The organism is Ruegeria sp. AP11 (assembly GCF_056535865.1).
The window spans coordinates 57689-79299 of sequence record NZ_JBQFJB010000003.1 but is presented as its reverse complement, the minus strand read 5'-3'; the positions used below and the strand labels follow the sequence as shown (position 1 = coordinate 79299).

Below are 21611 nucleotides of genomic sequence, written 5' to 3'. Positions count from 1 at the left end.
ATTTGTGATCCTCACCAGATCATCTGACCGCCGGACACGTTTGCCGAAACGGCGGTGATGTTTTCAGCCCGATCAGACGCCAGAAACGCGACAGCTTCGCCGATATCCTCTGGCAATTGCGGACGCTTGAAGGGGATGCCTTCTACGAACTCGGCCCAGGCTTCGTCGCGAGTGATGCCTTTGTTTTCCGAAAGCTGTTGCAGAAGCGGGTCCCACAGCGGAGTGCGAACCACGCCGGGGCAGACGCAGTTGACGTTGATGTTGTGCGGTGCAAGCTCTTTCGCCATCGACTGGGTCAACCCGACAACCGCGAATTTCGACGCGCAGTAATGCGCAAAGAACGGGATCGCTTCCTTGCCCACCATCGAGGCGATATTCACGATCTTCCCGTATTTGCGCTCAATCATATGGTCGAGAAACGGCTTGATCGTCAGAAAGACTCCCTTAGCGTTCACGTTGTTCACACGATCCCATTCCTCTGCGTCCAACTCGGTCAGCGGCACGCTTTTGGAAACGCCGGCATTGGTCACGATGATGTCGATATGCCCGTATTCCGTGATCGCCCGTTCGGCGATCTCTTCGCAGGAATTTGGATCTGTGACGTTCTGTGATAGCACCAGAACTGTGCCACCGTCCTTACGGATCAGATCCGCCGTTTCTTCCGCGCCTGCGGTATCCATGTCGGTGAGCACAAGCTTTGCGCCATGCTTTGCCATCGTCACTGCGATCCCCCGACCGATACCTTTGCCCGCGCCGGTGATAACAGCGTGTTTGCCAATCAGATCCATGCCGATTTCCTCCAAAATTGAAAGGACCGCCCTGCCCGGTCCCTGGCTTTCCAAAAGTGTAGAGATCGGAATTTTTCGGATGGAAGATCTTTTGTTCATTTCGAACATTTCGGCATTTCGCAGCGCATGATTAGGTGGCGAAAGCGTAATTTAGAGAAAAATAAATATAAAAATCAGCATTTTATAAAATTGCATCCCTCAAAAAGCATTTGAGCGAAACAGGATTAGTGCCCGTTTCTGTCTAGATAAGACAGGATTTTATCCTGCGCTTGCTTCAACGCTTGCCGATCCGAAATTTCGCCGGTCATGGCGTCGTGAACCACTTCACCTAGGACGCTCTCGATAACCGAATAATGAGTGACCGGCGGGCGCTGCCAGGTGTAGAGCATCCCGCGCTGCGCCATTCGATCCACGAAGCGTACAATAGGTGAACAAGCAGCTGCTTCGGGGTCTGCCGCTACACTGAACCGCGGGGCAACGGGAAACCCGTTCTTCACGTGACGCTTCATGGCTTCGGGAGAGGCCATCCAAGCAATGGCGTCAAAGGCAAGCTGCGCTCGTTCCTCACAAAGGTTCTTAGGTATACTCAGCAGGAATCCACCAATCGGGTTTGCTTGCATTCCACCGGGGCCCTTGGGCATCGGAAGATAAGCAACACGACGCTTGACGTGAGACTTAAGGTCATATTCAAACCGCGCGGCACGCATACTCCACGCATAGGCCATGGACACACGTCCGGACATGAAACAACGAATTCTTTCATTCGGCCCCATAGTCAGAATGTCCGGGGGTGAGTAGGCAATTAAGTCGTGCATATACTCGAGAACCGCATACCCTTCGTCACAATCGATGCTTGGCCAAGCACTTTCGCCGTCAAGATCCCACCATGCGTAATATCGCCGACCTTTAGGAACATTGACGACCGGGCGTCCCATACAGCCCATCAAGTTCATAAAGGTGTGGGCAACCGGCATCCCACGCGCAGCATTCCAGGCGATCCCCCAGAACTCACGATCCGGCGCGTGCAGTTTCTTTGCGGCCTCCAGTGTCCCGGAAAAGGTCGTAGGATAATCCAAGCCGACATCCGAAAAGACGTCGTTGCGCACGGCAAGAACCTCGACTGTGCAGTAGATCGGGACCCCGAATTGCCGGTTTTTCCAGGCACCTGTGGACCACACAGCCGGGTGGTAATCGAAAGAGTTCAGGTTCCCTTCGGATATGAATTCATCCAGAGATATGATCGCGTCTCGCTCAACGAACTCTCCGAGCCAGGGCATGTTTACAACAACGATGTCATAGGGCGCATCCGGCTGCCGTACTGCGCTGTCGAGGCGTGAATACAGCTGAGGCAGCTGCAACAGATCAAAGTCGCCTTTGGATGCAAGTTTGGTTCTGAAGTCAGACCACATATGCTGCATTGACTGGAAATAGTTGTCGTCGTGCAGAAGAAACCGAAGCCCCTTTGTTGTCAGTTCCTCGTTGGTGTGAAGCGATCTAGGCGGCATCAGATCGTTGATTTCCGCTGCGCCACCAAAATAATAGTCGTCCTGATCCTCATCCTTGGCCCTGAAGCCCATCGACGTTGAGATCACGCCCTTCACCGACCGGACATACCTTTCGAACTCTGAAAGGAGCTTTGATGTCGGCAAAAGATAATCGGATTTTGCGCCCTGTGCTTTGGGCCTGCGCTTGATTTGACCCAGAGCTTCCAGCTCTTTTATCCGGCGGTGGCCGGTCGTATAGGGCAGCCCGGAACTGGCGATGAGTTCGGTGGCCGTCATCGGTCGGTTCGACAAATGCGCCATAACCAGATGCGACAGAAGATTCCAAGCCGAGTTTGGCTCTGCGCCCTGCACAGACCCTTCAAAACACTCCCCCAACTCTTTTACGAGTTTCAGAAGCCTTGCTGTTTCATGAGCATTCACGATGCAACCGTTTGTGGTCCAAGAACAGTTTTCTTGCCCGTGGAAGTTTACGCAATCAGTCAGCCGTCAATCCCAAAGACTTATTCAAATTGGACATTCCAAATTGTACAGATGGCCCGTCGTTGGTCCATGTACTGTGGATCGCCGGATATCCTCATTGGATAAAATTGCTGCTCTGCGAACCCCCGGTTTCTGATTGCATGCCTCTGTCGAGACAACAGTTCGACGCGGAGGAGGAAGCAATGAACCCAAAGAAAATGAGTCGTCGCATGCTGCTGAAACACAGCGTTGTGGCAAGTGGTGCAATGCTGGCAGCACCAGCGCTAATGACCAAAACCGCATGGGGATCGGACGACAAGATCACTGTCCTGAACACTTTCCCTACGCTTGCGAATGAATACTGGCAAGGTTGGGACGCGGGTGCCAAACAGGCCTGTGCGCAATTGGGGCTGGACTATATCTCACAGACCTACGCGGACTCGGTTGAAAAGCAGATCGCACAGATCGAACAGGCGCCTTCGCTGGGGGTCAACGCGGTGGTGACCTTTGCGCAGAACGCAGAGATCATGAAGGCGCTGGCGGCCGTAGCTTCAAATGTCGGCATCAAAATTGCCAATGCACACTCGACTGCCGCCTGGGTTCATCCGATGGATGCGCAATTCCACGGAGCCTATCTGCTGTATAGCCAACCAGATAACATTCGGGGCACCGGAGCGATGGCACAGGCCTTGTTCGACCATATGGGGAACGAAGGTCACGTCATGTATGTTGCCGGTCTGCCAGGCAATTTCTCGGCTGACAGCCGCGCCGCCGGCGTCTATTCAGCACTGGCAAACAATCCCGGCATCAACATGATTGCCGAACAAAATGGCGGCGAAAACCGGGTTGCTGCACGACCGGTGGTCGAAAACATGCTGACCGCCAACCCCAATGTCGGGGCAATTGTCTCTTACAACGCAGACACTGCTATAGCTGTGCTGGACGTTCTGCGCGAACGGGGGCTGACGGGCAAGATCGTCACCGGCGGGATTGATGCGACCGGCGAAATGCTGACGCGCGTTCGTGATGATGAAAGCGCACTGGGCTCGGTGTCGATCAACGCACCGTTTATGACCGGTTATTCGGTTGTACGGCTCGTTGACGATCTAGAAGGCGTCGAGACCGATCCGCTGGAACGGATGCAATATTTCGACTCGCTCTTTGTGGACACCCCCGAGGCTGCCTCAAAATATCTCGAACTGATGGATGTGTCCAAGGAGTTGCCCTTCGACTTCAAGTCGATGTCACGGGCAGCAAATGGCGATGACTGGACCATTCCCTGGGGCGTTGAAATCATCGACCCAACTGACTTTTGGAGCAAGATCGACAGTATGAACGCAACCAAGCCCAGCGACTTTTCGGTCCCTGCCGAGGTTCAGGCATCGATTGACGCGGGTAATGTCGGAAAGCTCAACACGATGTATCGTAACCACTTTGCAGCGGGCGCTATCAGCCAGGTCGTGGATTTAACACAATCGAAAAAGACCGTTCTGCAGTCCTGATCACTCAGACGCAGCATCAGGTGGACCGGCCGCGGCCGGTCCCCTTCCCCTGTTAGGAAGTGCCAATGACCAATTCTCTGATAAAGCTGGAAGGCATCACGAAGTCTTACCCCGGCGTTCGTGCCCTCGATTGCGTGAGCTTTGAGATCGGCCTTGGGGAAACACTGGGCTTCGTTGGTGAAAACGGGGCCGGCAAAAGCACGCTGATGGACATTTTGTCCGGGATTCAATCCCCTTCTGCCGGCAAGTACCTTTTGCACGGTGAACCAGTTGAGTTCACCACGCCGACACAAGCTACAAGCGCCGGAGTATTCCGCGTCCATCAAGAGCAGGCGCTGATCTCGGTCTATCCAGTTTTTCAGAACATGTTCCTGGGTCTCGAACAGCATTTCGTACGCCGTGGTGTCATGCAGTTTTCTGAAATGCGGAAACGCGCTGAACACGTTCTGAGAAAACTCGGTGTCGATATCAATGCCTCTGCGATCACCGGCACATTGAACTTCGGCACGCGCCAGATCGTGGAAATTGCCCGCGTGATCGCGCAATCGGAGCTGTTGAATATCAGAAATCCGTTGGTGCTTTTGGATGAGCCGACGGCCTCAATATCCGGGCGCGAGCTTGATGTTTTTTATCGCATCGTTGATCTGCTGAAATCGAAATTCAAAGCCTCAATTCTATTCGTATCGCACCGCTTGGAAGAGGTGTTGCGGATTTCAGATCGCGTGCTCGTGCTAAAGGACGGAAAAGTTGTTGCGGACGATCTGACCAGCCCAACCGAAGGCCAATTGCACAGGTTAATGGTGGGGCGGGAAAGGGTCGAAGACTTTTACTCGACCGACCGGCAGGTTGCGGTGTTTGGTGATATCGTCCTTAAAGTTACGAACTTCAGTTCGGATCGTTTTCGGGACGTGTCCTTCGAATTGAGGTCGGGAGAAATTCTCGGCGTCGGAGGCTTGGTGCAATCCGGAAAAACTGAGCTAGGCCGCGCTATTTTTGGCGTCGAGACTTCAACAGGTTCGATAGCAATCTGCGGCACCGAAGCCTCAGGCCTGACCGCGGATGCGCGTATTGAACTGGGGTCCGGTTACATACCATTAAACCGGCACCTGGACGGCGTGATGCTGGGTCAGTCGATCGAGGCCAACATATTGCTGCCCTCGCTGAATTCGTTCGAATGGTATGGCGCTCTCAATCGCAAGGCCATGCGCGCTGCGGGTCGCAGAGAAAGCAAGCGGTTTCGCGTTAAAGCACCCGAAACTCACTCTTTGGTTAAAAGCCTGAGCGGCGGCAACCAACAGAAGATCGTGTTGGCCAAGTGGTTGGCAAAGAACCCGAAAGTGCTTGTGGTCGACAACCCAACCCGTGGCGTCGATGCCGGCGCCAAAGAAGAAATCTACGGGTTTCTGCGCGACTTCGCGGAGGCCGGAGGCGCAATTCTGATGATTTCCGACGATTTGGTTGAATTGATCGAGATGTCGAACAGCATCCTGTTTCTCGCCGAAGGCCGTCTTTCGAATGCGGTGCCAGCGCCAAAAGAAAACAAGCCCAGTGAACACGACGTAATCCACATGATGTTCTGACCGTGTGCGCCGCGGCAGCCAAGGACCAAAACTATGCAAAACTTCCGAAACATTGGCAGATTTACCCCGATCATCGCCGCCGTCGCCCTGATTGCTTTTTTTGGCGTCATGCATGAGGCATTTCTGACCTGGCCCAACCTATGGAATATCGTGCGGCAGTCATCGGTTCTGCTAGTTGCGGCCATGGGAACAACTTTCGTTATTCTCATCGGTGCAATTGATCTGAGTGTCGGAGCGATCATGACGCTGTCGGCGATCTCAACCATCACGTTGATCCCGGTAATGGGAGAATCCGCTATTCTGGTCGGTCTGGTTGCCGGAGCCACCTGCGGGGCCTTCAATGGAATCCTGAATGCGGTTTTGAAACTGCCCAGCTTTCTGGTGACCCTCGGATCGTTGTTTATTTTCGAAAGTATCGGCCTGATCATTTCCAGTGGTCGCCCTCTTCCCTGGTCCACCCCGATCTCAAGCGCGCTCGCGGGTGGTGTTGTATGGGGGACCATCCCCAAGATCGGCTTCTGGGCGATCGCTATTCTGCTGATTTGCGCCTTTGTCGCCAGGTACACCCGGTTCGGGCAGTATATATACGCGGTCGGCGACAACGAGCGGACCGCAAGGATGTCGGGTATCAACACGGTACGCCTGAAAATACTGGTGTTCGTGGTTGCTGGGATTATTGCCGCGATTGCGGGTATCCTGCTTGGGATTCGCACCTTTTCGGCCTCGCCGGGAATGGGGGACAGCTTTCTTCTGGATACAATCGCTGCCGTGGTTCTGGGCGGGACGCTCTTATCTGGCGGAGTCGGTGGTCCGCTACGTACGGTGTTCGGCGTGCTCGTGATCGTCGTGTTGGCAAACGGAATGACGTTGTTGCAGGTCGACCCCTTTTTCCAAGTGGGCATCCGCGGTGCGGTCGTGATCCTGGCAGTCTTGATTACCATGCAACGCGGTTCCCCAGATGAAGTTGTCAAGTAACCAAATGCAGGCTTGAGTCTGTGCGAACAGAAAGTTCAACCACGATACGGAGGTTAAAATGGTTAAGAACCTGAATATTTTTTCGCTTGAAGGTAGGATCGCAGTCGTCACCGGTGCTGCCCGCGGGATTGGTGAAGCGATCAGCTGCCAACTTGGTGAAATGGGTGCCCATGTCGTCATGGCCGACCTGCTTGATCTCGTCGACGAGACCGCATCGAAACTCGCCGACGAGGGGCTGTCGACCGAAGGCGAGCGGATTGACGTGACCTCCAGTCAGTCGGTGCAGGATCTGGCAGATCGTGTGAAAGCGAAACACGGCAGGGTCGATATCGTCGTTGCCAATGCGGGTGTGGCTTATGAAAGCTCCACCGAAGATCACAGCGATGAGGACTGGCGCCGTGTGATGGCAATTAACCTGGACGGTGTGTTCTTCGTGGCCCGCGCATTCGGAAACATCATGTTGGATCAGGGCAAAGGATCGATTGTCGCGATTTCATCGATCGCCGGGGTCAAGGCCGTGCGTCCAGAGCTTCACATTGGATATGACGTCACAAAGGCTGGTGTCGCACATTTCTGCAAGGTCGCTGGAGTCGAATGGGCAGCGCGCGGTGTTCGGGTGAACGCTGTTGGGCCGGGTTACACCAACACTGAAATGCTTCAAAAGGTTGGGATAGAGCAGCCCGAGGTTATGGCGCGGTGGATCGACGATATTCCGATGAGTCGCCTCCTTGAACCTGCCGAAATCGCCCAAGCGGTTGCCTTCCTAGCCTCAGACGCGGCAAGTGGGATCACCGGTCAGCTTCTTATGGCGGATGCGGGGTATTCTGCAGCTTGAGGCGCAATTGGGATCAAAGCGTGTGAAATACAGAGGCACGCTTGTCAATTGGAGAGTCATGACGATTGCCTGTGCTGCTTGCAAAGGTATTGGGCGCAAAACCGAATCCTGAGGTTGCCTGACAAGAAAATACTCAGCGTCGCACTAGTACCGAGTGACAGAAGTGACGTTTGACGTCTTCTCCAAACCCTCCATGGCACTTCCGAAATTTTTCACTGCGTAGATCGAATACAAAATGTCGATCATCTGAAGTTGCGCAATTTTGGAAACCATAGACTCATGGTAGTCTGCCGTGCCTGTCGCCCCTGTAACCGTTGGTGTGAACAGTTTGATATCTGAGTATTTCACAATGGGGCTATCAGTGAAGCTCGTTATACACAGCGTTCTTGCGCCTTGTTCTCGTGCGGCTTTGAGTGCATCTACAGTCGAAATTGTGCGACCGGAATTAGAAATACCAATCGCCAGGTTGTGGGGGCCAAGCGTTGCTGTCGAAATCTGACGAACACCTAGATCGCGAAAGAACTGACAGCTCTTACCGACGCGCATGAACCGCATCAATGCGTTTTCGACGCAAATCATGGACGAGCCCATGGCGAAAAACGAAAGCGTATCTGCTTCCTCAATTGCCGCAACTGCAGCCTCAAATTGTCCAGAATGCGACCCTGCCATCGTGTCCTGAACAGTCATGGCATAACGCGCGGATACCTTATCGATGATCGCTTTTGAATCGTCCGTTTCGGAGATATCTTCATAGACGTGGCGGTCTGTTCCGGAGGTCTCGGTTGCCTGAGACTGCGACAGTTCTTCTGCAATCAGGATTTTGAACTGCTGGAAACTCGACACATCAATTTCCCGCACGAAACGGGTAACTGTGGATTCCGACACGTCGCAGATTGTCGCCAATTCTTTGATCGACATCGACTTCACTTTTTCCGGTTTTTTCAGAACCTGTTCAGCGATACGGCGCAAGGCCGGGTTGAGATACGCAGACATATAGCGAATCCGGCTCAATATCCCGGTTGAGTGCACACCATCCATGTGATCGTCCTTATTCGGTTCCATTCTTTCCTCATGCCGGACTTTGCTGTCGAACATGTAGCACGAAAGAAAATTTTATTGCATCCTCATTTATTCCAAGGAGAAACAGACAAATCTGCTATCTCCATGTGTGATTTGACAACAGCGTGGGCCGAAGTGGCGGCGTCTTTCGCGTCGAGCCAACCCTTACGCCACAGGCTGACCCCTCCAACCAGGTCGGGGCCGAGGACTTCGGACGAGAAGCTTTCAACGGTAAAATCGCCGGAATAACCCACATCTGCTAGGGCGCGGAAATATACACTCCAATTAAAATTGCCGGTCCCGAGAAGGCCACGATGGTTTTCCGCGACATGGGCGTAACCCAAAAGATCGGCGTTCCGCGAGATAACAGACGGCATATCCGCTTCTTCAATGTTCATGTGGAACGTATCCATATGAATAAACATGTTGGCCGCACCGATTGACCGGATCATATCACCAGCCTGGTCCAGACTGTTGATCATGTTTGATTCATATCGATTTACCGGCTCGAGCCCGAGCTTGACACCCAGGTTGCCCGCCATTTTATCCAGACGTGCCAATGCTGCCATAACAGCGGCTCTTTGCGCATTGGTTGGCGGCGCTGTGTAGTTGTTGAAGGCCGCGTAAGTGATCCCACTGACCGCCGGCACGCAGAGGTCGCTTGCTATTTGCAGGCAGCGTGCAACGGTTGCTTCACCGGCTTTGGCAATTTCTGGATTGGTGCTGGAAATATCCGCACCCTGACTAAGGGCCATACCAAGTCGCAACTCAAGCCCAGCGTCTTTGACGACCTGACCCGTCATTCCGGTATCCAGCGCCTCGGGATCAAAAATCAGCACCTCAAACAGATCATAACCGATCTCGGCCGCAATACCTGTTGCCCGCTGCGCGGTTTCCTCGGTCCAAGTGTCTCCGAAAACAAGACTATGAATGCCAATCTTGCTCATATTTTTCCCTTACCCAAAAATCGACCGGATTGTACCGCCGTCGGCCCGATGGCAGACCCCGTTCATCGCCGCATTTGTGGCCAGTTGCAGAACGCCGCGCCCATGCATTGCTGGGTCAATTAGTTTTTGCGGCAGATTGCCGGGCTGTACATCACGGTAGAAGTCTTTTAAAGCAGCATCGACCGTAGTGCCCTGATCACTAGCCAAACCTTCGAAGTAGCCCATCACCGACTCCGTTGCGGTTGTGCCAGGCATGTAACTCGTCACACGCACATCAGTGCCGCGTGTTAATTCGGATAACGAACGGCTGAGACCAAGCATCGCAGATTTTGTAGTGGAATAGGGCACCATATTACCGATCGACCGGATTGCGGCTTCGGAAGCAATGAAAACGATGCTTCCGGAGTTCCGATCTAGCATATCACTCAGCACCAAACGGCTGATCCGGACAGAGGTCATGATGTTGTGATCAAAATACTCCATCCAACGGTCATCGCTGACCTCGAAAAAGTCGTTCACATCGAACACGCCAATGTTATTCACCAAGAACTCCACAGCTCCATGTGCTTTGGCGAACTCAAATAGATCCGCTGCCCCTTTGGCATTGCGTAAATCGGCAACAACTCCGTGCGCACGTTCACCAATCTCGGCGCAGGCAGAGTCCAGCTTCGACTGCGTCCGACCGTTGATGATGACGATGGCACCCTCGTCGTGGAAGGTCTGGGCGATTGCCCTGCCAATTCCAGTTGCACCGCCTGTCACGATGACGACTTTTCCTTTAACCCCGAAATCCATGGCTTACACTTCCTTTGTCTTGGCATTCAAAAACCCAGCGATCGATGCACCTATTCGACTCCGCCAGACATCTACACCGACGGCGACCAGAATGATCAGACCGATAGTCAAGCTTTGCATCGAGGTGGTAACCGCATTTAGGTTAAGGCCGTTTTGCACCACGATGATGATCAGCGCTCCGATCAAAGTTGAGATCACGCGCCCCCTGCCCCCGGCCAAGCTGGCGCCACCAACCACGGCCGCCGCAATCGCCTGCAATTCAATCAAGGTGCCATAATTCGGTGAGCCTGAGTTCAAACGTGATGAAAGAAGCACTGCACCAACCGCCGCACAGAGCGCCGCAAACACAAATGCGATCAACCGCACACGGGCAACATTGATCCCTGAGAGTCGAGCCGCAGATTCATTCCCACCAACCGCATAGATCTCTCTTCCCAACCGGGTGTGCTCCATGATGATTGTGAAAAGCGCATAGGCGCCGACTACGTAATAGAATGGCAGCGGCAAGCCCAGGAAAGTGCCATAGAATACTTCGCGCAATTCCGGTGACAGTGAGAAGGCTGGAGTGCCACCATTTAGGGTTAGGGCAAGACCCTTGAACGCTGATAGTCCGGCAAGGGTTACAATGAATGCTGGAATACCGACATAGGCCACGAGAATTCCGTTGATGACGCCCAGGCCACAGCCGATCAGCAAAGTAAGAGGAATCGCAACCCAAAGCGAGAGCCCATAGGTCTTGATGAAAACCGCAAGGCACATGGTAAGCAGCGCAATCATCGAGCCAGGTGACAGATCAATACCACCGGTGATGATTACAATGGTCGACCCAATTGCCACAATTGACAGGATGGACACTTGCAACGCGATATTACGAAAGTTTTGCGGCTCTAAAAATGTGGGCGTGGTCGCTGCTACGATCACCACAATCAGTAGCAGTGCGATTAGTGGCCCAACGAACTCCTGACGTGCCAGACGTCCAAGAAAACTTGTCTCACTCATGTCATTCCTCCTTAGGCCGCATCATGGGTCAGTTCCTGTGCGGATGCCTGAACCAGATGGGTGTGTGTCACGCGCGCTGCAGGCATGGTTTCGACGAGGGAACCTTCGCGGATGATGCCGATACGATCGGACATCGCGATCAGCTCGTTATGATCCGAGCTGATAAGGATCACGGCGTATCCACGCGCTGTCAGCGCATTGATCAGATTGTAAACGGCAATTTTGGCACCGATATCGATGCCCTGAGTTGGCTCATCCAGGATTAGCACCCGGCTGTCGGCAAAGAGCCACCGAGCGATGACGATCTTTTGCTGATTGCCACCTGAGAGCAAATTGACGAATTTCCTGGCCGCTGCAGGCGAGATCTCGAGCTGATCGATGTAGTCTTGTGCGACGTCTGCCTCAGTGCGTTTTTTTAACAGAAACTGGCCGCGGATTTTGTCCAGCGCCGCTGCGGTCATATTGGGTCCGCCATTGAAGTTGAAGAAAAGCCCGTCGAACTTGCGGTTCTCCGGTACCAACGCCAATCCTGCGCGAATTGCATCCTGCGGGTTGCGGATCCGCAGTGTCTTCCCGTCGATACTAATCTTGCCGCTTGTCAACGGATCAACGCCAAAGATTGCGCGGGCAATTTCAGTCCGTCCAGATCCGATGACGCCGCCCAATCCATAGACTTCTCCTGCATGCACATCAAAACTGACGTCTCTCACGCCGTTATCCGTCGACAGGTTCCGCGCGGAAAATAGAACGGTGTTGGTCGCATTGTTCTGTTTGGGATAGTGTTCGTCGATATCCTCTCCCACCATCTTGGAAACGATCTCATCGACGTCCAGATTGGTACCATTGGCGGTTGAGACGACCTTGCCATCCTTCAAAATCGTGGCTGAGTCGACCAATGAAACCACCTCATCCAACCTGTGGGAGATATAAAGGATCGACACGCCGCGATCCTTCATGCGCCGTAAAAGGTGATGGAGAGCGACAATCTCTTGCTCGCCGAGCGCGGTGGATGGTTCATCCAGAATGAGCAGCGTTGCATCTATAGAGATCGCTTTGGCGATTTCAACCAATTGCTGCTCGGCCACTGACAATGTTCCAACAGTGCGATCCGGAGCAATTGCGATATCGAGCGAACCCAAGACCTCAGCCGCTTCACGTTTCATGCGTGGCCAGTCGACCAACGGCCCCCGCCGTGGATAACGACCAAGAAATATATTTTCTGCCACTGTCAACATAGGGGCGAGAGAGAACTCTTGAAATACGGTCGCAACGCCTTGCCCCCTTGCTTGGATTGGACTGGTGAGTTGGACCACATCGCCGCGCCTGCGGATCGTACCGGCGTCTGGCTGATGCACGCCGGACAGAATCTTGATCAGCGTCGACTTACCACAGCCGTTTTCGCCTAGTAGCGCATGAATCTCACCTGCATGCAGGCGGATCGAGATTCCGTCATTCGCGCGAACACCCGGAAAAGTTTTGGTGATCCCTTCGAGTTCCCAAAGTGGGGATTGATCTTGCATTGGAAGCCTCCTTCAAAAAACGGGGGCGGTTTCCCGCCCCCGACCCAGTTGGGGAGGTATCAATAATCCTTGGACGGCAGGGGGAAGAGGTCTTCAGGTGCTTGCAGAACCTGAACTGCATTGCCTTCATGCACGATCCGTGTCGGCGTATTCACATATCCGCCCTCGCTCTTCCCTTCGATAAGGTCGAGCACAAAGCAGGCTGCCTTGCGGCCCATGATGACGGGCGAAGTATCAGACGTGGCCGTCATACCTCCCGCCGCAATGTCCTCAAGCGCGCCTGTATCGCCGTCGTAACCCAGAATGGAGATATCATCCCGACCAAGAGCTTGGGTGGCCAAGACAGCGCCCAAAGCCATGTAGTCGTTCGAGGCGTAGATCACTTCGACCCCAGGATTTGCCTGGATCAGGTCCATCGCCGCAGTGTTGCCCTTTTCGACGCTCCAGCCACCATTGATGCGCGCGACGAGCTCCCAGTTAGTGCCTTCGATTCCGTCGGTAAAACCACCGGCCCGTTCAGTCGCCAGATATCCCGGCTCGCCGTCGAGCACACCGACCTTACGCGCTGCGCCATCGGCCTGCTCCATGGCCCAATCGGCCAAGGCGTGATTTACAGCCCGCTGGTTTACACCAACAACGCCATGTACCGGTGTCGGAAAGTCCGGGATGTCAGAGTTTATGATCACGACGGCCTTGCCAGCGTTTACCGCCTCTTCAACCAGCGGCGCCAACGCACTTTCGTCAAAGCTGATCAGGATAATGGCATCGACATCGTCGCGGGCCGTCACATCCTGCAGCATGCCCATTTGACCTGCCAGATCACCTCCGGAATAGGGCGACAACAAGAAGCTATCAACTCCGTCGCGTGTTTCGGTGACGTCAGTGATGCCTTCGCCGAGCGCGATGTGGTAGTTAAATTCGGTTCCCATCGGCAGATAGGCGATCGTAATTCCGTCTTGGTCATTCTGGATCGTACCGGTTGCGGCTTGCGCACCATCGTTCAGGGCCGTGGGGGCCGCATAGTCACACATGTCTTCGGCCCAAGCACCACCTGCGATGCCCACAAAAGCAACACTCGTCAGCAAGGTCTGTCTCAGGTTCATGTCGTTCTCCTCCAGTTGAACTTTGATCTCGCCTTCTGGCGATTCCCTTCACCAGATTTCGTAAAATTCTGTTCCATTAGTCATAGTTTGTAAAGAATTTCTTTCGTTTTAGAGATGAATAAAATCAAATTCTCTTTGCGAGTTGAACACAAGCAGTTGATATTTCTGCGAAACACTTTTCAAACTCTGCCTCGCCAAAATCATATGGGTCGGCAATATCGTGGCGTTGACCTGGGCGGATCAAGTCACCAAGTCTCAAAATACGTGCCGTTGCATCCACAGGTGCGATCTCGGCAAGCGCGGTACAATTGTCCGCGTCCATCGCCAGGATCAGGTCGATGTCACGAAAGTCCGCAGAAGTGATTTGCCGGGCGCGCTGCCTCGTTAGGTCCAACCCATGAGTTTTCGCGATATTGATCGAGCGTTTGTCTGGCGCACACCCCACATTCCAATTCTTGATCGCCGCGCTGTCCACAACCCAGTCCGAACGATGCTTCAACAAATCTGCCAAAATGCCCTCTGCCATCGGCGACCTGCAAATGTTGCCGCGGCAAATCGCCAGGATCTTTCGAGGTGTCCCGGCTGACTTGGAGCTCACAACATAACGTTTCCCCAATTCCACAAGACGCACACGCGAACAGTCAGCGTTTTTGCTCAGCCATTTTTGTCCAACGTCTCGGTCGAGTGTGTTGAAGTCGAACAGATCTAAATGGTGCCCCAGCATGGCCCCTGCCCCAATCTCCTCGGTTAACGCAACAGCCTCTTCCAAAGTGAGGTTTCCGGGCACACCATTGCTTGCGCGGACTTTATCGCGGCCGTTCACAGGTAAGAGGGCAAGATCAACCAAGAGAGGAGCAACCGATTCAACCAGCCCTGGAAAAGGAATGGTATCTCCGGAATGCCAGATCGTCGCGTCTGGACCTCTCAGGGCGTAGCCCAGAAAATGCGCGTTCCCCTGGCCGTCGCGGCTCAACGTTTCATGAGCCGCTGGCGTAGCAAACAACGTCACGCCGCCCAAATCCAACCACTCTCCGTCATTGACGGCAACCAAACGATCTTTCGAAACTCCACGTTCCGTGGCGCGCGCTATGTCCGATCTGGGCACCACGACCTTCGCCTCCGGGTTTGCCGCAAGGAGCGGAGGAATAGTGCCCGGGTCCATATGATCGGTGTGTCCGTGGGTGCAAAGTAGCCAATCAATGCCTTCCAAATCACCCGGTCCAACAGGAGCTTGGGTCATTCGGATATGTGGGAATTTTTTTCCCTTGTATTTTTCTGCCAGCGAATCCGACAGATAAGCGTCGATAACAATCCGCAACCCACCCATTTCGATCAGGAAACCCGCCTGCCCCAACCACCAGACAGCTGCCCCCGAGCTTGGGCTGCCCAGTGTCTCGGGAGAGGGCCAAAGATCGCCACTGACACTCATTGCTTCAAAACTTTCAGCAAATTGTATACGGCGGCTTCTGTGGCGCGCGTAACGCTCTCCTCAGTGAACCCACCGGCATGAGGAGTCATGATCACTCGGTCGTGCGACAAGAGGCTGGATGGCTCTGGAGGTTCTTCCCGGAACACATCCGTCGCAAGACATGAGACTTTCTCGCTCTCTAATCCCGCCAGAACCGCCTCGTCGTCAAGGAGTTCAGCCCGCGCGGTATTGATGATCAGGACGCCGGACTTCAAACGTGCAATGACGCTGGCATCGATCACAGGCTTTTCCGAGGACGGGCAATGCAAAGTAATGGCGTCCGACTTCTCAAAAATTTCATCCTGAGACGCCAGCCGAAAGCCTTCCGGTAAAAAACCTTGTGGAGGATAGGGATCATGTCCCAGGACCTTCATTCCCAAACCGATGGCAATACGCGCCACGGTCTGGCCGATGGCACCGCAGCCAATGACACCCAGCACGCGGCCTTCGGCTTCGACCCCTTTGCGGCGTTCCCACTTGCCCTGATGCAGCATGGCGTCGGACCATGGCACATGACGGAACCCCGCCAACATGAGCGCAATGGCAAGCTCTGCCACGCCGCGCGCATTGGTTCCTGCGGCGCGTTCAATGGCAATCCCGTGGCGTTGGGCAGCGGCCAGGTCGATGTTGTTCACGCCAACTCCGTTGCGGCTGATCACGCGCAATCCGTCTGCCTGATCAAGAACCCGAGCCGGAATCGGCTCCACTCCGGCCAGCCAGCCGACGCAACCCGGCACTGAAGACAACAGCGCATCCTCGGAAGGTGTCTGCCCCGGTGCGGGAAAGACAAGCTCATATCCCTGATCAGTCAGCAAAGACAAAGCGGGATGGCCCGCGTCCGAAAGCGAGCGCGGCGTGATTGCAATTTTAGATGTCATCTGAATACCTTGGAGGCTATCCTTGCCAGCGCGGATTATCGATCAGCGTGGGTTTGCCATCGCGTTCCACCAGCAGTTTACGGAAACCCTTGGTTTCGATCGTCCCATAGTCGTGACCGGCGTGCCCCGGGAAGGCGAAGAACATCACAAGGTCCTCGCTGTCAGAAATGTTGATTGATCGATGCGCCCAGCGACCCGGCACGTAAACCGCATCGCCTTTCTTCATCTCACGCCATTCGACCCTGCCTTCAGGTGTTTCCATCATCATTCCACCATTGCCGGAGAGGCAGTAGTATACTTCCGCAGTGTCCAGCACGGTATGGAAGTGACCCTTGGTCATGTAGTATTCCTCACCGATTTTGCCCGGACGGATACGGGTGGTGCCATAGGCGACATTGCCGCTGGTCTCCGGTACGCCCATGTCAAAATATTCATAGACCATGGCATCATCTTCCGTGACCGCTGCGTTAAAGGCGTCCTCGTCAGCAAAATAGCCCTTGAGGGTCGACAAAGGGCGTGCAATCGGCTCTGCGGTTTTGGACGCGCCAGTCTCGACGTCGAAATCAAACAATGTGGGTGTCATGTTGTTCATGGAATAGTCCTTTCAGGAAGTCGCTTCTTTTGCGATCCGGCTCAGCTCGTCAAAAGCCGGTCCGGACATGGGGATATCGATGTCGAAAACCTCGGCGATGACGCGGGTCCAGCCATGGATGAAATAGACCCAGCCATCGACCACGGTGAGGTTTTTGGCCTTTGCCTGTGCGTTCGCCTGATCAAGGAAAACCAGATCACCGCGATAGTTGAATTCCCAGATCAGAGCGTCCTCGGGGTAGCTCACCGCATCTGAGACAGGTGACCCGGGGCCGTCTTTGCCAAGCCCAGTGGCGTTGATCACCATTGAGCCTTTCGGCAATTCCGAGACAACCAAATCGGCTTCTGATGGGGTCGGAGCCAGCCGGTATTCGATTGGAATGCTGAACCCGATATTGCCATGAACGGTGCGCATTTCATCGAGGCTGGCGTCGCGCCGGGCGGTGACGATGATTTTACCTGGCACATCGCCGCTTTCTGCGGCTTTGTTATGTAGATAAAGCGTTAGAGCCAGCGACGAACCGCCGGACCCAAGTATGAGCATTTCACCACCGGTTTGTACCCAATGACCGTCTGCAACAATCGCTTCATACGCCGCTCCGGCACTGATGGGATCCTTTGCATGGCCCGTCAGCCGGTCACCCCGTTTCGAGATCGATGAAATCTCGTGTAATGTCTGTGCATAAGGATCAAGGTCATCAAACAGATCGCGCGAGGCTTTCAGAAGATTGACCTTATGGGTCGTCACAAGCGCCCCAAGCGACAATGGATCCGACTTGATAAAAGAAACAGCACCGCGATAAGCGTCGTGGTCCGAGTTCGGCGCAAAGTCGATGCCCTTAAGTTCGGCGTTCAACCCCAAATGCTCTGCCCAAGCAGGAAACACCTTCATGATGGACGATTTGGTTGTGGTCACGCCGATGAAGTACATCGTTCGGCGCGTTGCAACGGCGTAGTTGGTCATTGTTTTTCCTATTCGTGTTCGGCCCAGTCGCGCGATCGCTCAACGGCACGGGTCCAACCCGCGTACAGCTTGTCGGCTTGCGTCCGGTCCATCTGTGGATCGAATTGTCTGTCCAGTGTGAATGTCGCGCGTAGATCGTCCTTGGTTTCCCAGAACCCCACTGCGAGCCCTGCCAGAAACGCGGCGCCGCGTGCCGTGGTGTCGACGATTTTGGGTCGGAGCACCGAGACATCCAGCATGTCGGCCTGAAACTGCATGACGAAATTATTCATGGCCGCGCCCCCGTCGACCTTCAGGTCGGCAAGCGTGATCCCTGTGTCCTTCTCCATGCAGGTGATGACGTCTCGGATCTGGTAGGCCATGCTTTCCAGCGACGCCCGCACGATGTGATCGCGGTTGGCCCCTCGAGTGATGCCAACAATCGTGCCCCGCGCATATTGGTCCCAATGCGGCGCCGAAAGGCCTGTGAATGCCGGAACAACATAAACACCATTTGTGTCATCAACGTTGTTTGCCGAGACTTCACTCTCGGCGGCGTTGTGAAGGATTTTCATTTCGTCGCGAAGCCATTGAATGACCGAGCCGACGGTAAAGAGCAGACCTTCGACCGCGTATTGAGTTTTGCCATTCACGCGACAGGCAACTGTCGTCAGCAGGCCGTTCTCGGAGTATTTCACCTCCTCGCCGACGTTCATCATTAGTGAACCACCGGTGCCGTAGGTCGCCTTGACCATGCCCGGCTCAAAACAGGCCTGCCCAAAGAGCGCGCCTTGTTGATCCCCGATGGCAGAGGCAACCGGGATCTCCGCACCGTCAAAGACATTCGGATGTGTGGTTCCATACACTTCAGAGCTGTCTTTTATATCCGGCAATATCGCGCGCGGCACCCGCAATTCGCGCATCAAATCCTCGTCCCATTCACAGGTCCGGATATCCATCAGCTGCGTCCGGGACGCATTCGAGACATCCGTGGCATGCACTCCACCGGTGAGCTTCCAGATCAACCAACTGTCGATGGTGCCTGCAGCCAATTCGCCCCGTTCGGCCCGCTCCCGCGCGCCTTCCACGTTGTCGAGGATCCAGGCAATTTTGGTTCCTGAAAAATAGGCGTCCACAACAAGTCCGGTCTTTTCACGGATTGCTTCCTCAAGCCCCTGCGCCTTGAGCCCGTCACACACGTCTGCCGTGCGGCGATCCTGCCAAACCAGGGCATTGTAAATGGGACGGCTGGTTTTGCGGTCCCAGATCACCACGGTTTCGCGTTGGTTGGTTATCCCAATGGAGGCAATCTCTGCTGGATTGGCATTAGCCGACTTCATGGCTTCCTGAATGACCGCCAGCTGCGTTGTCCAAATCTCGCGAGGATCATGTTCAACCCAACCCGGTTGAGGGTAAATCTGACGAAATTCCTGCTGACCGATGGCCGCGATTTCCCCGGCTTTGTCAAATAGAATGGCGCGGGCGCTTGACGTCCCTTCGTCCAGTGCCAGCACATATTTCTTGTCAGTCATATCGCCCTCCCTCGCTCTTGCCTTCACGTGTTCGGCTTGAACAGAATCTTGTGATAAGGCCCAAAGCTACGATCTTTCAGTTTGCGAAAGATCTCTGGCGCTTCATCCAGAGAAGCTCGATGCGTGATCAGCGGCTCAACATCCAGACGCCCAGCTTCAAGCAAACCCATGATATCGAACCACTCTTTGCCCGGAAACGGCACAGAGTAAGAATTCCACGAGCCAATCACTTCAACCTCTTCGCGCACAACTTTGTCGAACGCCGCTTTGGAGAAAGTTACATCCCCATAGGCCGTCCCATAGAGCACGACTTTGCCCTGTTTCGCGCAGCACAGGATAGACAAGTCTCGCCCTGCGTCATTCCCGGCCGCTTCCAGCGCCAGTGCAACGCCCCGGCCCTTTGTCGCCTGCTTGATTGCCGCAAGCGCATCAGTCTGAGCAGGATTGATGCAGACGTCCGCTCCGACCCGTCGCGCCAGTTCGAGCTTTTCCTCATCAACATCCACGGCAATCAGGGGCTGCGCGCCGGACAGCTTGGCGAACTGAAGGGCAAAATACCCGAGCGCACCGCATCCCACGACAACCACGGCATCGCCCAGACTTAGGTCCACCTTATGGATACCATGAAGGATAATGGCCGCCGGTTCGATGGTCGCAGCGACCTCAAGGCTGACATTGTCCGGAACCTTTAGGACATTTTGTGCAGGGGCCTTAAGATATTGCGCAAAAGCGCCATCGGTACGAGAGCCCAGGAAGTTGTAATTCTCGCACAAGGAGTAGTTCCCACGCGCGCAGTCATCACAGGTCCCGCAGGGCATCAACGGTGCAACGGCAACTTTGTCCCCAGGCTTCAGATGCGAGACCTCGGTACCGATCTCTTCCACGACCCCTGCGAATTCGTGCCCTGGTATCGTTGGGAAACTATATGTCCCCGTGACCATAACGCGACCGATATCTGAGCCGCAGATGCCACAGGCAGCCACCTTGACGAGTACCTCGTTGTCTCCCAAGTCCTTGGGAACCGGAACGTCTTCAACCCGAAGATCAGCCGGGGCGTGGAGAACTGCAGCCTTCATCATGCGCTTGCCTCTTGCGGAAGAATGAGTGTTTTCATGCCCTTGCCGGTCAGTGCGTGATCGAAACCCGCGATGACGTCATTCATGCCGAAACGATGGGACACGATGGATGTCACGTCGATCTGATTACTTTCGACCAGCTTTAACGAGCGTGCGTAGTCCTCGACGCTGGACCCGGTGCTGCCCAGAAGAGTCAGCCCCCAATAGTGCACCTTGTTGGTATCCAGTTCGACTGTGCTGCCTTTGGTCAGCCCAGAGAAGAAGTTCATCCGCCCGTATCGGGCCAGCAATCCCAGGGCGAGGCCCTGAAGCTCTGGCGCGGGCGCGCAGGTCAGCGCCACATCAACACCATGCCCGCCGGTTACACGCATCACCTCATCATGTACATCAACATCGGAAGAGTTCACGGTATCCGTGGCCCCCTGCCCCGCGATTTCCTGCAACCGGCTGTCGCGACGCCCCACGACAATGACTTGCCGGGCACCGTAGGATTTTGCCAGTTGCAAAAAGAGCGCGGCGATCGGCCCGGTGCCCAGGATCAGCACGCGATCTTCAGGTGTGACGTGCAGATCTTTCCAGGCATTGAAACAACATGACAGCGGCTCGACCAAGGCGGCAGCTTCATAGTCAAGACTGCGAGGAATTTCGAAGAGGTTGCCACCGTAAAGCGCGGCCGGCGTCACAATCATGTATTGCTGAAAACCGCCGTCGATGTTGATACCAAAGGCATCGTATTTCGGGCACATATTGTTCAGCCCTTTGCGGCACATGTCGCAACGCCCGCAGCCGATATTGGGCACAACCGAGACACGCTGACCAACCTTCCAATGGGCAACATGATCGCCAACCGCCACAATGTCCCCCGCAAGCTCGTGACCCAGAACGCGTGTTTCATCAGGGCCGACCCGGAAATGGCCACCGCGCACAATCTTCAGATCGGTGCCGCAAATCGATGCGGCATGCACCTTGACCAACACTTCCTCAGTGCTGATTGCAGGCATCTCGCGCTCATCGAGCGTGACCGTGCCGACCCCTTTGAAAACAGCCGCCTTCACT

The 21611-nt window shown here is 54.7% G+C and carries 19 protein-coding genes; 4 read left to right on the top strand and 15 right to left on the bottom strand.

The window, feature by feature from the left end; all coding sequences use genetic code 11:
* Nucleotides 1-11: 11 nt before the first annotated feature.
* Entirely contained in the window at nucleotides 12-788 is a 777-nt protein-coding gene (locus ACR3E4_RS21910) for an SDR family NAD(P)-dependent oxidoreductase (protein ID WP_480535112.1), read from the bottom strand.
* Nucleotides 789-1012: 224 nt separating this feature from the next.
* On the bottom strand, nucleotides 1013-2713 hold the full coding sequence (locus ACR3E4_RS21905; protein WP_480567315.1) for an extracellular solute-binding protein: 1701 nt from the start codon (nucleotides 2711-2713) through the stop codon (nucleotides 1013-1015).
* Nucleotides 2714-2955: 242 nt separating this feature from the next.
* Here ACR3E4_RS21905 and ACR3E4_RS21900 point away from each other — a divergent pair, with 242 nt between their 5' ends.
* The 4 genes from ACR3E4_RS21900 to ACR3E4_RS21885 all read left to right on the top strand — a co-directional run bounded on the left by ACR3E4_RS21900 (nucleotide 2956) and on the right by ACR3E4_RS21885 (nucleotide 7644).
* The gene (locus ACR3E4_RS21900; RefSeq protein WP_480567313.1) at nucleotides 2956-4254 is read left to right on the top strand and encodes a sugar ABC transporter substrate-binding protein; all 1299 of its coding nucleotides are present in this window, start codon (nucleotides 2956-2958) and stop codon (nucleotides 4252-4254) included.
* 65 nt (nucleotides 4255-4319) lie between these two features.
* A complete protein-coding gene (locus tag ACR3E4_RS21895; RefSeq protein WP_480535115.1) occupies nucleotides 4320-5834 on the top strand; it encodes a sugar ABC transporter ATP-binding protein in 1515 nt (504 codons plus the stop codon).
* A gap of 33 nt (nucleotides 5835-5867) precedes the next feature.
* Nucleotides 5868-6809, top strand: a complete 942-nt coding sequence (locus ACR3E4_RS21890; RefSeq protein WP_480567311.1) for an ABC transporter permease — start codon at nucleotides 5868-5870, stop codon at nucleotides 6807-6809.
* Between the two features lie 58 nt (nucleotides 6810-6867).
* Nucleotides 6868-7644, top strand: coding sequence for an SDR family NAD(P)-dependent oxidoreductase (locus ACR3E4_RS21885; protein ID WP_480535116.1), 777 nt, complete (start codon nucleotides 6868-6870; stop codon nucleotides 7642-7644).
* A gap of 144 nt (nucleotides 7645-7788) precedes the next feature.
* Here ACR3E4_RS21885 and ACR3E4_RS21880 read toward each other — a convergent pair whose 3' ends face one another.
* From ACR3E4_RS21880 to ACR3E4_RS21820, 13 genes are all read right to left on the bottom strand, one after another.
* Entirely contained in the window at nucleotides 7789-8706 is a 918-nt protein-coding gene (locus ACR3E4_RS21880) for a MurR/RpiR family transcriptional regulator (protein ID WP_480535117.1), read from the bottom strand.
* 62 nt (nucleotides 8707-8768) lie between these two features.
* Nucleotides 8769-9650, bottom strand: coding sequence for a sugar phosphate isomerase/epimerase family protein (locus ACR3E4_RS21875; RefSeq protein WP_480535118.1), 882 nt, complete (start codon nucleotides 9648-9650; stop codon nucleotides 8769-8771).
* 9 nt (nucleotides 9651-9659) lie between these two features.
* Nucleotides 9660-10445: an SDR family NAD(P)-dependent oxidoreductase gene (locus ACR3E4_RS21870; protein WP_480535119.1), complete on the bottom strand. Its 786-nt coding sequence runs from the start codon at nucleotides 10443-10445 to the stop codon at nucleotides 9660-9662.
* A gap of 3 nt (nucleotides 10446-10448) precedes the next feature.
* Nucleotides 10449-11444, bottom strand: a complete 996-nt coding sequence (locus ACR3E4_RS21865; protein WP_480535120.1) for an ABC transporter permease — start codon at nucleotides 11442-11444, stop codon at nucleotides 10449-10451.
* An 11-nt stretch (nucleotides 11445-11455) separates the two neighbouring features.
* Nucleotides 11456-12964, bottom strand: a complete 1509-nt coding sequence (locus ACR3E4_RS21860; protein ID WP_480535121.1) for a sugar ABC transporter ATP-binding protein — start codon at nucleotides 12962-12964, stop codon at nucleotides 11456-11458.
* Nucleotides 12965-13023: 59 nt separating this feature from the next.
* The gene (locus tag ACR3E4_RS21855) at nucleotides 13024-14067 is read right to left on the bottom strand and encodes a sugar ABC transporter substrate-binding protein (RefSeq protein ID WP_170386385.1); all 1044 of its coding nucleotides are present in this window, start codon (nucleotides 14065-14067) and stop codon (nucleotides 13024-13026) included.
* 124 nt (nucleotides 14068-14191) lie between these two features.
* Complete coding sequence (locus tag ACR3E4_RS21850) at nucleotides 14192-15496, bottom strand: arsenate reductase/protein-tyrosine-phosphatase family protein (protein WP_480535122.1); 1305 nt, start codon at nucleotides 15494-15496, stop codon at nucleotides 14192-14194.
* A complete protein-coding gene (locus ACR3E4_RS21845) occupies nucleotides 15493-16413 on the bottom strand; it encodes a phosphoglycerate dehydrogenase (protein ID WP_480535123.1) in 921 nt (306 codons plus the stop codon). Before ACR3E4_RS21845 ends, ACR3E4_RS21850 begins: the two co-directional genes overlap by 4 nt.
* Nucleotides 16414-16429: 16 nt before the next feature.
* The gene (locus ACR3E4_RS21840) at nucleotides 16430-17005 is read right to left on the bottom strand and encodes a glucose-6-phosphate isomerase (protein WP_480535124.1); all 576 of its coding nucleotides are present in this window, start codon (nucleotides 17003-17005) and stop codon (nucleotides 16430-16432) included.
* A 12-nt stretch (nucleotides 17006-17017) separates the two neighbouring features.
* Nucleotides 17018-17968 (bottom strand): shikimate dehydrogenase family protein, encoded by a 951-nt coding sequence (locus ACR3E4_RS21835; protein ID WP_480535125.1) that lies wholly within the window; start codon nucleotides 17966-17968, stop codon nucleotides 17018-17020.
* Between the two features lie 8 nt (nucleotides 17969-17976).
* Complete coding sequence (gene glpK / locus ACR3E4_RS21830; protein WP_480535126.1) at nucleotides 17977-19479, bottom strand: glycerol kinase GlpK; 1503 nt, start codon at nucleotides 19477-19479, stop codon at nucleotides 17977-17979.
* 23 nt (nucleotides 19480-19502) lie between these two features.
* Entirely contained in the window at nucleotides 19503-20558 is a 1056-nt protein-coding gene (locus ACR3E4_RS21825; protein ID WP_480535127.1) for a galactitol-1-phosphate 5-dehydrogenase, read from the bottom strand.
* Nucleotides 20555-21610: an alcohol dehydrogenase catalytic domain-containing protein gene (locus ACR3E4_RS21820; RefSeq protein WP_480535128.1), complete on the bottom strand. Its 1056-nt coding sequence runs from the start codon at nucleotides 21608-21610 to the stop codon at nucleotides 20555-20557. The genes ACR3E4_RS21825 and ACR3E4_RS21820 overlap by 4 nt, the downstream gene beginning before the upstream one ends.
* Nucleotide 21611 lies beyond the last annotated feature (1 nt).